Genomic DNA, 11,990 nt, shown 5'->3' with positions numbered 1-11,990 from the left:
TACGGGTGACGCCCGTTGTGCGTACGCATCCTCACCCACGCCTACCAAGGGAGCTTCGGCCCAGATGAGACGGCCCCTGCGCACACACGGCTACCGGGCGGCGACAGCCGTCGCCCTGGCCTGCGCCCTGACGGCGGCGAGCCAACAGGGCGCCCGAGCCGACCCTCGGACCCTCACCGAGGTGCAGAACGAACTGGAGAGCCTGTACCACCAGGCGGAGGTGGCGACCGACAAGTACAACGCGGCCGACGGCAAGGTGAAGGCACAGAAGAGACGGGTCGGCGCGCTCGACTCCCAGGTCCGCACGGCCGAGGCGAAGCTGGCCCGCCTCAACTCCGCCGCCGGAGCCACGGCCAGGGCCCAGTACCGCGCCGGTGGCGTGCCCGCCGAGCTCCAGTTCGCGTTGGCCAGTGACCCCTCCCGGGCTCTGGACAACGCGGGGTTGGCGCTCCAGGCCCAGCAGAACGCACAGAACCTGCTGACCGAGCTGAAGACGACGAAGTCGGTGCTGAGCACCCGATCGGACGAGGCGGCGGCGGAACTCGAGCGGTTGCGGGCGAGCCTCCGCGCGATGGCGACGCAGCGCAGGACGATCGAGCGCCACATTGCCGAGGCGAAGGCGTTGGAGTCCTCGCTGGCGGCGAAGGAGCGGGCCCGCCTCGCCGAACTGGAGAAGAAGGAGTCCGAGCGGGCCCAGGCGAAGTGGGAGAGCACGGGCATCCTCGAGAAGGTCGGCACCGACGCGACGGCCGCCGGCCGGAAGGCCCTCGCCTTCGCCGCCCAGCAGATCGGCAAGCCCTACGTCTGGGGCGCCGAGGGACCCGACTCCTACGACTGCTCCGGCCTGACGAGCCAGGCATGGCTGGCGGCGGGCGTCACCATCCCCCGCACGTCGGAAATGCAGTGGGCCCGGCTGAAGCACGTCCCTGTCGAAGAGATGCGGCCCGGGGACCTGATCATCTACTTCTCCGACGCGAGCCATGTGGCGATCTACGCCGGGGGCGGGAACATCATCTCGGCGCCGCGGCCGGGACGGTACGTGTACGAGTCGCCGGCGGCTTCGATGCAGATTCTGGGGGTGGTGCGGCCGGACGCGTGACGCCGGGTACGCGACGAGGAGGGGCGACCCGCGTCAGGGTCCGCCCCTCCTCGTCACGTACCCGGCCGCGTCCGTCAGTCCCTGCCGGGTGGCTGAGGCGGCGGTCCGAACGGATCGACCATGTCGACGGGCGGAGCCTGCTTCGAGCGGTGCGTACCCGGCTTGCAACCGGCGAAGGGGCCTGCCGGGTCCCGCAGGATCTGCATGGTCGGGTTCAGATAGTCGCGGTGCCAGCCGGCGGGCCCGGTCATGCCAGAGTCCGAGGCGGTGTCGCTCAACTCCGCCCAGGCGAGCCACAGCCCGTGCAACTGGGCCACCGCCTCCGGGTGTTCCCACCAGCGGGAGCACCACGGGGCGTGGGAGGTGACCTCGCGGCCGTAGACCGGCAGCAGCACGTGATGGACCCACAGGGTCAACTGGCGCAGCGAGCGGCCGTATTCGAGCCCCTCCGAATAGAGGATGAACTTCGGCGTGGAGGGCTGTTCAGGGGCCTCGGTACGGGGTCCCTCCGGCGCGTGTGTCCGGAGGCCCGCGTCGGATGCGGGGACCGTCGTCATGGCTGTCCTCTCTGACGTGCGGTGGTGAAGGGGCGGCTCTTTTTCTGGCTGCAACGCATCGGCCCGGCACCCGGTTCACCGGATTCCGTGACGACCTGAACCGCGGGGCAGCGGGGGCCCGTTGCACCACCGAGACCGCCCTTGCGGCGGAATCGGATCAGCCGAATCTCCGAAGAGGAGGGCCTCGCCATGGTGGCGACGTTCGATCGGGATCAATTCAACGCGGATCAAACAGCCGTAAGGAAACGGCTGGAGAAGTACGGGCTGCACAAGGACCCCACGTTCATGACGGCGTTCGACGGCTACATGCACCAGCTGTCCGAGAACGGCCGTTGGATCGAGCAAGGGCACACACCCAACGCAAACTGGGCCGGTACCGCTGCCGACGACCTGATGGCCCAGTTCGACCGCCTGAACGCGCTGCATGTCCCGGCGCAGAAATGGAAGGACGCGTACAGGGACCACAAGAAGAACATCAGCAAGGCCGGGCGTTTCACCAGTGCGTTCACCAACAAGCTGACACAGATCGCAGACGAGGCCAGGAAGCACAAGTACCTCTGGAGCAAGACGGAACCGTACTATCCGGCGAAGAAGGCGGCGGAGGACGGTGGCATGATTCTGGAGACCTCGCCGCCCGGAGAGATCCTCAACGGGAAGAACTTCGGTTTCGGGTCCTGGTCGGACGCTCCGGTGCAGGCCCGGCTCTGGACGCAGATGTCCGACCACTACGTGGACGGCGCCGAAGGACCGGGACCGGTCAAGGCGATCATGCTCGGCGGGCGGGTGGCGGGCAGCGTGCTGTCGCGGTACGAGTGGCCGCACCTGGAGAAGATGATCAAGGCGGGGACGGTTCCCCACATGCACGTCAAGCTGATGGGGTGGCGGAACGAGTCGGAGGACTCGGCCAATTGGTCGCTGACGACCAGGGACAGTTTCAACGTTCACTCCCAGGGAACGTTCGACCGGATCCCGTCCCCGGACTCGGACTTCGCGGACAAGCAGAACCGGTGGCGTGGCAAGGAGAAGGCGCGGAACGCCAGCAGTGCGTCCAGTTCTCCGAGCAGTTCAGGACAGAGCAGCTCGTCCGGCGGCGCACTGCTCGAAAGCTTCCACGAGGTGTTCGACGATCCGACCGCGGTCGTGTGCATGTCGGACCCGTACGCCGCCGGGGCGGACATCTCGCTGAGTCCGGAAGAACTGTCCAGGGCGTCATCCGGTGGCGGTGTGCTGCTGAGCACCGAGGGGCTCACGGGAGAAGACCTGACCAGGGTGAACGTCCTGAACGAGATGGCCGCGCTGGAAGCGGGCAAGCAGTCGCTGAGGGAGAAGATCGCGAACTTCGAGTCGCAGCAGCAGCGGCGGATGAGTGCGGCCACCGAGCCATGGAACACCGCGCAGCTGACCCAGGACATGTCCAGGATGTCCCCCTACGGTCCGTCCAGCGGGGACATCTCTCCGCGGACGGCAGTTCCCCGCACCGGGTACTTCCCTCAGACGACGGCGCCTTCCCCCTTCCCGACGAGCCGGTACGGCGTCGATCCGACCCTGATGGCCTCCTACGGTGCTACGGCGCCGGTCCAGGGCATCCAGAGGTTCAACCCCACTGCCGGCACCTACGACAACAGGGGGTACGCCGCCTCCAACTCCTCCGGAGGCGTCCCTCTGGGGAGTGCCTCCTCCTACTCCGACTCCTCGGGAGGCGTCCCTCTGGGGTACTCGTCCTCGGAGGGCGGGGTATCGGTGGGGAACAGGACTCCCAGTCCGCCGAAGGAGGTCGAGCAGCCGGCGCCGGCGCCGGCGGAATCGGCCTCCAAGCCGAAGAAGAGCCGGGGTGGCGGGGGTGGCAAGAAGCAGGGGGAGCCGTCCGCCGCGTTGAAGTGGCTCGCGGGGGCGTCGAAGGGACCCCGCCGCTGACCACCCGCCCCTCCCGGCCGGCACGGTTCAGGAACTGACGAAGGGGGTGGGCGGCGAGACCGACAAGGTCTCGCCGCCCACCCCCTTCGTTTCGGCCCTAGCGTCCGGCCGGCATCCCGGTGGTCGCCGCCCGGTGCACCGCGGGCCGCGGCTGCTCGGCGACCTTGCCGGTCGCGTTCGGCCCTTCCGGGGACGGAGTCCGGGGCATCTGGAGATTGGCCACGCCGGCCGCGATCTGGCTCATGCCCTCCCCTTCGGAGGAGGCCGGACTCGGCGTGCGGATCGGCGAGCCGCCTTCCGAACGGGCCTGGCGGTGCACGTCGTAGGTGATGCGCGACGGCTTGTTCAATCCTTCGAAGCCCAGCTCGGCCGCCTGCCGCACCCCGAGGTTGGCGGCCTGGACGAGGGTGACCCGCTCGCCGCGGATCCGGCTCAGGTCGCCCGGGTCGTTCGTGGCGTCCGTACGCCACTCGCCCTGGTTCGTCTTGCCCAGGCTCAGCTGCGGCAGGACACGGGAGTTGCCGACCTGGAACGCCTGCATGCTGATGTCGCTCATCACCTCGGGGCGTACGTTGATGACCGGCATGTCCTCGGAGGTCCGGCCGGGCGGCGTCACTGCTTCGCCGTAGACGAGGTGGATGCCGTCGGCGAGGGCGCTGACCGCCATCCGGCCGATGATGTCGGCGCGGCCCGGGTCCTGGGTGTTGTACTTGGCGGCCAGCAGGTTGTTGTCCGCGAGGTTGATGGTCTCGGGCCGGAACCGCGTGCTGGTGTCGTTCGGCCGGAAGGTGACGTTCCCCTTGCGCACCTCGTCCTGGGACATCTGGGCCAGATAGCCGATGTACTGGCTCGCGGCGGCCTGCGCCACCTGCTGTCCCCGGGTGCCCTCTCGTGTGTACATGGCGAAGACATCGAGGTGCGGCATCATCTGGTAGTCGATCCCGGCCTCGTCGTGCCGCTCCGAGAGCGCCTGGTAACCCGCGTGCAGGACATGCCGGTAGTTGGCGTCCTGGCCGTGCGAGAGGTCGACGATCTTCAGCTCCGCGGTGGAGAAGTCCACGGGAGCCACCACGGCTTCGGAGAAGTCGGGGTCGGCCTGGACCGCGTCCCACTCCTCGCCCGTCATGTGGTGGTGCGACAGGTCCAGGGTGAGGCCGGTGCCGGTGCCGCGCAGCAGGTACTGGGTCAGGTCCTTCGCGGCGATGTAGCCGTGGTTGCTCATCTCCATGGTGTAGATGTCGTTGATGGTGTCCGCGGTGTACTTCCCCTCGACGGCCTTGGCCAGCTGAGCGGTCCGGCCACGGACGTTCACCACCTCGACGCCGTGCTGCTCCGCCTCCGCGAGGTATCCGGCCATCAGCTCCGCACGCCGCTGCTGCCCGGCTTCCCCGGGCCGGCTCCGCGGCATCACCACGAGCTCCTTCTTCGAGTTCGGGAACCTGAGGCTCAGCTCCCGCAGGCCTGTCTTCGCGCTCTGGCTCATCTCCTCGCCGAACCAGATCATCTGGACCGCCTCGGGCTCGTTCGCCGGATCCTGAAGAGGCATGTCCCGTTCCTTCCTGCCCCGGTGGCCCGGTGCCACCGGCTGCCCCGCACAACGGGCCGCGCACGTCAGGAGGTTCAACACCTCGACTGAACCGGGAGTCGCGTCGCCCCGTCGTGCTGGTGACGCAGAGCCCATCGAGCGGACGGAGCACAGACATGACCACCCTCGCGCCGGAGACGACGCAGGAGCAGCCGAAGCAGCCCGCCTTCATCCTCTACATGGACGGTGCCGAGTACCAGGACGGCCTCAACCGCCTGGTCTTGTGGGTGCGTCACCTGCTGTTGCCCGTGTACGGCAGAGAGGTCACCTCCAACGCCCCCTGGTGCAACCGCTGGTGGGAGCACAAGGAAGCGGTGGCGCAGCTGTACGGGCTGTGGATGGCCTGGCAGGAGCTGACCGGCCCGGAGTCCGCCGGAACCGGACCCGCGACCTGGCACCGCGACTACCTCACGCACATCATGGCCGCGCTACGGGATCCCCAGGGCCCGTTCGCCGGCTGCAAGCCCGGCGCCCATCGTGCCAAGGAGGCGCCGGGCATGGACCAGTACCCCGGCTGAGCCGTATCCGGTCCGGTCTGATCCGGTCCGGTCCGAGAGACACCCCGCTCCGGTGGGGACCTGCCACCGGGGCCCGGATGAGCGTACCGCCGTTGAACCGTTCGGCGTGCCGGATCCGTTGGGCATCGTGCATCGGCGTCGGTGCGCAGCCGACCGGGCCCGGTCGGCGGATCGGGGAGGAACGCACATGTCCGAAGGAAACGCAGCGGTACCACCTCCGGGCCAAGTGCCCGCGCTCCACGCGCCCGGCACCGCCCTCGACCGGGTGACCGAGCACCAGGACCGGCCCGTCACCGGTGCCGGCCGGTTACCTCCGCGCGGGCTGCTGCGACGGCGCCCGCCCGGCGCGGACGCGGCGGAGCTCTACCCCCGCCGGGACCTGCCTCGCACGGTCGGCGACGCACCGAGGCCGCCCGAAGTCCCGCTGCCGGCCCGGCTGCTGCTCCTGCCCGCAGGGTTCGAACCCGCGTCGCCGGCGGCGGTGCGGCCGTCCTGCGACTCCACGGTCACGACTCCGGCCCGGATCCTGCTCGACGCGGTGCCCGCCGAACGGTGAACCACGGGCCGCGGCAGCGGACCGTGCGGGCGCCGTCCGGGCTCAGGGCGGCGCCTCCGACGTGAAGGAGAGACGACGTGGCGTTCGACGGCGGGGCAGGCCGGCGGCCGAACAAGGTGAGGATGGATCCCCCCGGACCGGCACAGGAATCGTCGCTCGGCCGGAGACTCTCGGCCGAAGTCGAGCGGCTCATCGGGGCCTTGTGGAACTCACTGCGCCGCGTGGTGAACCGTGCCCTGGGCCGGCCCTCGTCAGGGTCGGGCGGGGACTACTCCGCGTTGCCCGGCGACGAGGGCCCCGGTCTGTCACCCGAGCAGGCCGCGCACGCGTACGGCGGGGAAGGGCAGCCCTATCCTAAGGCGCAGGACCGGAGCCGGGTGAGGTCGAGCGAGGCCTCGCAACAGAGGCTGTCCCCGGAGGAGTTGGCGCTGCTGACCCTGGCCCAGGAGGGCGCCCGCGGGCAGCTGGCACACGCGGAGCTGACCGGGGGACCCGGTTGGACGAATCCGACGCTCGAACACGAGGCCTTCGAGAACGAGATCATGCGCCTGGTCATGTCCGACGAGAGGTGGAAGGAGGCCTACGAGAAGTACCCGGAGCGCATCCGGACCGTCGCGCGGTACGCCGCCAACGCGCAGGTGCGGGAGCTGCTGGAAGGGAATCCCCAAGCGGACGCCTTCGATGACCCGGCCCCCGAACGCGGGGCGATACGGCTCCCGTTGAACCGGGAGGACAAGCCGTGGGAGGCCGAGTCGGTCGACAGCCATGCCTTCGAAGTGGCGGAGCAGCGCCGCAACGCCACCGCCGGCCCGCACGGCGACACCAGCACCCATGACAGCAACGCCCTCATCGCACAGCAGGCGTCGGCGCACCTCATGGATGCCCCCCTGGACGACATGGGAGTCAGCCCGATGACTCCGACGTCCCCCGACGGGCCGTTCCGGCCGCACGTTCTCGACGAAGCCGGACGGGACGTCCTGCGCGGTACTCCCACCCCCGTCTCGCCCGTCTCCCCGCGCGCGACTCCGGCAACTCCTCCCAGAACTCCGTCCCTTGTTCAGAAGGCGCCTCCGACCACGCGGCGATGAAGACTTCCGCGGCCGGATGAACCGTCCGCCACCTCCCATCCGTCGTGCCACCGGCGGTGAGAACCGATCATCGGTCGCCCCGCACAACCCCACCCCCAATGGAGAGGCCCGCCCTGTGCGCAGACGCACCTCGTTCCTCCTCGCCCTGCTCCTGGTCATCGTCGGAGTCACCGGCACCGCCGTAGTCATCCAGACCCACCGGTCCAGCAGTGGTACGAACATCGACGGAACACCGGCCGCGGACGTGGCCGACCACACCATCACCCTGCAGAACCGCACCAGCAGCCGTATCTGGGTCGGCAGCGAGGTCAACGCGGACGGCTCGACCGCGATCACCGGGCTGCCCGCGCTGGACCCGGGCCAGTCCGCCACGATCAGGGTTCCCGAGCACGAGGGCGCCGGGCACTGGCGCGGCACCTTCTTCGCCCGCCAGGGATGCAGTGGCGACGAGGGGAGCACGTTCCACTGCGCGGTGGGCGACTGCGGACCCTACGCCGACCACTGTTCCCTCGGCCAACAGCCCACCGGGCTTGCAGAGTTCAACTTCGACCCGGCCGACTCCGCGGCACCCTGGTACGACGTCAGCTACGTCGACGCCGTCGCCGCGCCCATCACCATCACGCCGAACGACCTGACGCCTCCCGCGAGCGGCGAGTGCGCGGTCGCGGGCTGTGCCGAGGATCTGCTGTCCGCCTGCCCGGCCGACAACCTGACGAAGGACCCGGCAGGGCAACCGTTGGTGTGCACCAACCCGAACCGGGACGCGAAGACCCCGTACAGCGACATGGTCAACCAGAAGTGCCCGACGGCGTACGCCTGGTCGAAGCAGGACGCCGAGCCGGGGAACAAGGTCATGTACCAGTGCACCAGGTGCAGCGGTCTGACCGTCGCCTTCGGCACCGGCGCCACCGCCCCGGCCGACCCCGCCACCGCCCGGCCCGCCCCCGTCCCCACGGCCGCCCCGGCCCGCAAGGGCGTCAGCCTCAACCCCGTCGACGGGGCCTCCGAGGCGCTCGCCGCCTCGGGCGCCTCCTGGTACCTCAACTGGGCCTCCTCCACCGGCGCGGTCACCAAGCCGGACGGCGTCGACTACGTCCCGATGATCTGGGGCCCCGGCTCCGTCACCGACGCCGAACTGAGCGCCGCGACGCAGGGCGGCACCAAGGAACTGCTCGGATTCAACGAACCCGACAACCCCAAGCAGGCGAACATGACGCCCGAGCAGGCCCTCGACCTGTGGCCCCGGCTGGAAGCCACCGGCCTGCGCCTCGGCGCACCCGCGGTCGCCGCCGGCGCCGACCTGGACGGCGGCTGGCTGGACCGCTTCATGAAGGGAGCCGCCGACCGCAACCTGCGCGTCGACTTCATCCCTCTGCACTGGTACGGCTCCGACTTCGGCCCGGACGCGCCCGACCAGCTGCGCGGCTATCTGCAAGCCGTGTGGGACCGCTACCACAAGCCGGTCTGGCTGACCGAGTACGGACTGATCGACTTCTCCCAGGACACCCCCCGCTATCCGGGCGAGCAGGAGCAGACCGACTTCATCAAGTCCTCGACACGGATGCTGGACAGCCTGGGCTTCGTGGAGCGCTACGCATGGTTCACCCTGTCCACGGTGACCAGCCCGACCGGCCTCTACGACGGCACGACCGCCAATGCCGGCGGCCGTGCGTACCAGGACGCGAGCTGAGGGGAGTTGAACCGTGATGTCAGGCGGCGCGCTTCGGCGCTGCGGCGGCCGTCGCCTCCGCGTCCGGCGGTGCGTCCGCCGGACTGCCGAGGCGCTCGCGGATCTTCGCGGCGTCCTGATGGTCGAACTCCACGAAGATCGCCAGAGCCTGCCGCCAGCTGTCGCGGGCGGACTCCGGCTCGCCGGAGGCCAGTTGGGCGTCACCGAGGTTGCCCAGGGTGTGGCCCTCTCCCCACCTGTTGCCCACGTCCCGGTGCGTCCTGAGGGCCTGGTGGTAGTAGTCGACGGCCTCGTCGTAACGCTGGAGGCGGCGATGGGCCGTACCGAGGATGTCGAGGGCGACGCCTTCGACCCACGGGTTGACGCTGGCGCGCAGCACGGTCAACGCCTCCTCCAGACAGCCGATGGCCTCGTCGAACCGGCCCTGCCGCTGGTAGACGTCGCCCAGGTTGGTCAGGCAGATTCCCACTCCCCAGGGGCTGCCGATGACGCGCTCGACGGCCAGGCCGCGGCGGATGTACTCCGCGGCCTCGCGGAGTCGGCCGCACTGGAGATAGCAGTCGCCCAGATTGGTCACGGCCGACGCCCTGCCGTCCGTGTCCCCGAGGTCCCGGTAGGCGACCATCGCCTGGTGGAGGTGTGCGATGGCCTCGTCGAACCGGCCCGAGCCGCGCAGCGCGGCGGCCAGGTCCGCGAAGCCCTGAGCCCGGCCCCGGCGGTCGCCGGCGGCACTGGCCGCGGCCAGGCCCGTCCGCGCGGTGTCGACCCAGTCGTGCGTATGGCTGCGGAGGTAGAAGAACCCCCACAGCACGGCAGGCAGTCGCCACGCGACACCCGGCCGCCCGGACTCCGCCGCCTGGTGGACCGCGGCGACCAGGTTGGCCCGCTCGGTCTCGCACCAGTCCAGGGCCTGGTCGTGCGTCGTGAACTCCAGGGGCGTGCACAGGTCGGGCAGCGGTTCGAGGGGGATCCGTCGACGGTGCGGGGTGATGTGCGGGTAGGCGGCGTCCGCGGTGTGCAGATACCAGGCGAGCAGCCGCCCCAGGGCCCGCTCCCGCTCCGGGGGCGTCTCCTCGGCGTGGACCCGTTCGGTGGCGTAGACGTGCAACAGGTCGTGGAGTGTGTAGCGGCCCGGGAAGTGCTCGGTGAGCAGGTGGGCGCGGGTGAGCTCGACGAGCAGGGCACGCACCTCCCGCAGCGGGAGCCCGGCGAGGGCCGCGGCGGCAGGTGCGGAGATGTCGGGTCCGGAGTGCAGGCCCAGCAGGCGGAACAGACACGCGGCGGGATCCGACACCGCTTTGTACGACCAGGAGAAGACGGCCCGCACGTCGGTGCTGATGTCGTCGCCGGAGGCGAAGGCGTCGAGGCTGCCGTGGCTGTCACGCAGTTCCCCGGCAATGGCGCTGAGCGGGAAGCCGGGGTGGGCGACGGCATGGGCGGCGACGATGGCCAGCGCCAGCGGCAGCCGGGCGCACCGGTCGATGATCTCGTCCGTGGCCTGAGGTTCCGCCGCCAGCCGGTCGGTGCCGAGCCGGCGGGCCAGGAGATCGTGTGCCTCGGCGGAGCTCAGCTGGTCCAGCGGCAGCGGGTGGGCCCCGTCGCCGGCGACCAGGCCGGTGAGCTGGTTGCGGCTGGTGACGATGACCAGGCTGCGGGAGGAACCGGGCAGCAGTGGACGGACCTGGTCCGTGTCACGGGCGTTGTCCAGCAGGATCAGCATCCGCCGCTGGGCGAGCATGCTGCGGTAGAGCGCCGTCTGGGCGTCGAGGCCGGCGGGAATCCGCATCGGCGGGACGCCGAGCGCGCCGAGAAGAGTACGGATGGCCTCGTCCGGCGTCACCAGGGAGCCGGTCGGATCGAAACCGCGCAGGTTGAGGTAGAGCTGTCCGTCGGGGAAGCGGTCGGCCATCTCGTGCGCCCAGTGCACGGCCAGGGTGGTCTTGCCGATGCCTGCCATACCGCCGATCGCGCTGATCACCACGGTGGCAGGAGGTCCGTCCTGGCCGGACAACAGAGCACGCGCTCGGTCGAGTTCGGCGTTCCGGCCGACGAACGTCGGCAGATCGGCTGGCAGTTGGGCCGGGCGGCCCGCGGGTAAGACGGGGGGCGGAGGGGTGGGTGAGGCGGCGGGCACCGAAGGGGCCGACGGCACCGGACGCCCCGGCGGAACGGCGTCCAGGGACGCGTCGGCCGTCAGTATGCGGTCGTGCAGGTCCTGAAGCGGCGGACCGGGTTCGATGCCCAGCTCGGTGACCAGGGTGCTCCGCGTACTGCGGTAGGCCGCCAGTGCCTCGGCCTGCCTCCCGGACCGGTAGAGCGCCAGCATGAGCAGGCGGCACAGCTGCTCCCGCAGCGGATACTGACCGGTCAGCGCGATCAGTTCGGCGACGACGTCGCTGTGGCGTCCGCGTTCGACCTCGATGTCCAGCCAGGTCTCCAGCGCGACCAGTCGCTCCTCGTTCAGCCGGGAGCTCTCGGACTCGGCAAGGGGGCCGGAAAGACCGGCCAGTGCCCCGCCCTGCCAACCGTCGAGCGCCGCGCGCAGCAGTTCGGCGGCGGCGGACAACTCCCCGGCGGCGCGCAGCTTCCTCGCCTCCGTGACCCGTTGCTCGAACACGCTGAGATCCAGGCCGTCTTCTGGCACACGGATCAGGTACCCGTCCCCGACCGACACCACCACACTCCCGGCCCCGGTCACCTCCCGCCCCGCATCGATCACCTTGCGCAGGCGCGACACATAGGTCCGCAGCACCGACACCGCAGCCGCGGGCTGCTCCTCGCCCCAGACCGCGTCGAGGAGTTCGGAGAGTGCGACAGCGCGTCCCCGCCGCAACAGCAGCGCTGCCAGGACGGCCCGCTGCTGTGGCGAACCAAGGTTCAGTTCCTGTTCGCCGCGCCAGGCCCGGACCGGCCCCAGGACGGCGAAACGCACGGAAGTCTCGTAGCCGTTCATCCCCAGGACTGTACTCAACATCCAACCCGT

9 protein-coding genes are annotated in these 11,990 nt (G+C 70.3%); 6 read left to right on the top strand and 3 right to left on the bottom strand.

Annotated features, from left to right (window positions below):
• Positions 1–64 precede the first annotated feature (64 nt).
• Entirely contained in the window at positions 65–1,099 is a 1,035-nt protein-coding gene (locus H295_RS0120295; protein ID WP_020137178.1) for a C40 family peptidase, read from the top strand.
• 74 nt (positions 1,100–1,173) lie between these two features.
• On the opposite strand, the gene H295_RS0120290 is transcribed toward H295_RS0120295, so the two are convergent.
• Positions 1,174–1,656 (bottom strand): DUF4913 domain-containing protein, encoded by a 483-nt coding sequence (locus H295_RS0120290; protein ID WP_020137177.1) that lies wholly within the window; start codon positions 1,654–1,656, stop codon positions 1,174–1,176.
• Positions 1,657–1,845: 189 nt separating this feature from the next.
• On the opposite strand from H295_RS0120290, the gene H295_RS0120285 reads away from it, so the two are divergent.
• Positions 1,846–3,570 carry a hypothetical protein gene (locus H295_RS0120285; protein WP_020137176.1) on the top strand — a complete coding sequence of 575 codons (1,725 nt, stop codon included), beginning with the start codon at positions 1,846–1,848 and terminating at the stop codon, positions 3,568–3,570.
• Positions 3,571–3,667: 97 nt separating this feature from the next.
• Here H295_RS0120285 and H295_RS0120280 read toward each other — a convergent pair whose 3' ends face one another.
• Positions 3,668–5,116 carry a hypothetical protein gene (locus tag H295_RS0120280; protein WP_020137175.1) on the bottom strand — a complete coding sequence of 483 codons (1,449 nt, stop codon included), beginning with the start codon at positions 5,114–5,116 and terminating at the stop codon, positions 3,668–3,670.
• Between the two features lie 155 nt (positions 5,117–5,271).
• On the opposite strand from H295_RS0120280, the gene H295_RS0120275 reads away from it, so the two are divergent.
• From H295_RS0120275 to H295_RS0120260, 4 genes are all read left to right on the top strand, one after another.
• Positions 5,272–5,673 (top strand): DUF4913 domain-containing protein, encoded by a 402-nt coding sequence (locus H295_RS0120275; RefSeq protein ID WP_020137174.1) that lies wholly within the window; start codon positions 5,272–5,274, stop codon positions 5,671–5,673.
• A gap of 187 nt (positions 5,674–5,860) precedes the next feature.
• On the top strand, positions 5,861–6,229 hold the full coding sequence (locus tag H295_RS0120270) for a hypothetical protein (RefSeq protein WP_158691056.1): 369 nt from the start codon (positions 5,861–5,863) through the stop codon (positions 6,227–6,229).
• A 221-nt stretch (positions 6,230–6,450) separates the two neighbouring features.
• Positions 6,451–7,317, top strand: a complete 867-nt coding sequence (locus H295_RS0120265) for a hypothetical protein (RefSeq protein ID WP_158691055.1) — start codon at positions 6,451–6,453, stop codon at positions 7,315–7,317.
• A 115-nt stretch (positions 7,318–7,432) separates the two neighbouring features.
• The gene (locus H295_RS0120260) at positions 7,433–9,007 is read left to right on the top strand and encodes a glycosyl hydrolase (RefSeq protein WP_028809560.1); all 1,575 of its coding nucleotides are present in this window, start codon (positions 7,433–7,435) and stop codon (positions 9,005–9,007) included.
• Between the two features lie 19 nt (positions 9,008–9,026).
• On the opposite strand, the gene H295_RS0120255 is transcribed toward H295_RS0120260, so the two are convergent.
• Positions 9,027–11,960 carry an AfsR/SARP family transcriptional regulator gene (locus H295_RS0120255; protein WP_020137171.1) on the bottom strand — a complete coding sequence of 978 codons (2,934 nt, stop codon included), beginning with the start codon at positions 11,958–11,960 and terminating at the stop codon, positions 9,027–9,029.
• Between the last annotated feature and the right edge of the window lie 30 nt (positions 11,961–11,990).

It is taken from the genome of Streptomyces sp. 351MFTsu5.1 (genome assembly GCF_000383655.1).
GTDB classification, from domain to species: domain Bacteria; phylum Actinomycetota; class Actinomycetes; order Streptomycetales; family Streptomycetaceae; genus Streptomyces; species Streptomyces griseorubiginosus.
Note: the sequence above shows the minus strand (reverse complement) of the source record. Positions and strands in the feature narration are given on the sequence as shown.

What these genes read in the sequence shown, in the direction of transcription:
- H295_RS0120275 (WP_020137174.1), top strand. Translation starts at nt 5,272, where the DNA reads ATGACCACCCTCGCGCCGGAGACGACGCAGGAGCAGCCGAAGCAGCCC.
- H295_RS0120270 (WP_158691056.1), top strand. Translation starts at nt 5,861, where the DNA reads ATGTCCGAAGGAAACGCAGCGGTACCACCTCCGGGCCAAGTGCCCGCG.
- H295_RS0120290 (WP_020137177.1), bottom strand. Translation starts at nt 1,656, where the DNA reads ATGACGACGGTCCCCGCATCCGACGCGGGCCTCCGGACACACGCGCCG.
- H295_RS0120285 (WP_020137176.1), top strand. Translation starts at nt 1,846, where the DNA reads ATGGTGGCGACGTTCGATCGGGATCAATTCAACGCGGATCAAACAGCC.
- H295_RS0120280 (WP_020137175.1), bottom strand. Translation starts at nt 5,116, where the DNA reads ATGCCTCTTCAGGATCCGGCGAACGAGCCCGAGGCGGTCCAGATGATC.
- H295_RS0120255 (WP_020137171.1), bottom strand. Translation starts at nt 11,960, where the DNA reads ATGAACGGCTACGAGACTTCCGTGCGTTTCGCCGTCCTGGGGCCGGTC.
- H295_RS0120295 (WP_020137178.1), top strand. Translation starts at nt 65, where the DNA reads ATGAGACGGCCCCTGCGCACACACGGCTACCGGGCGGCGACAGCCGTC.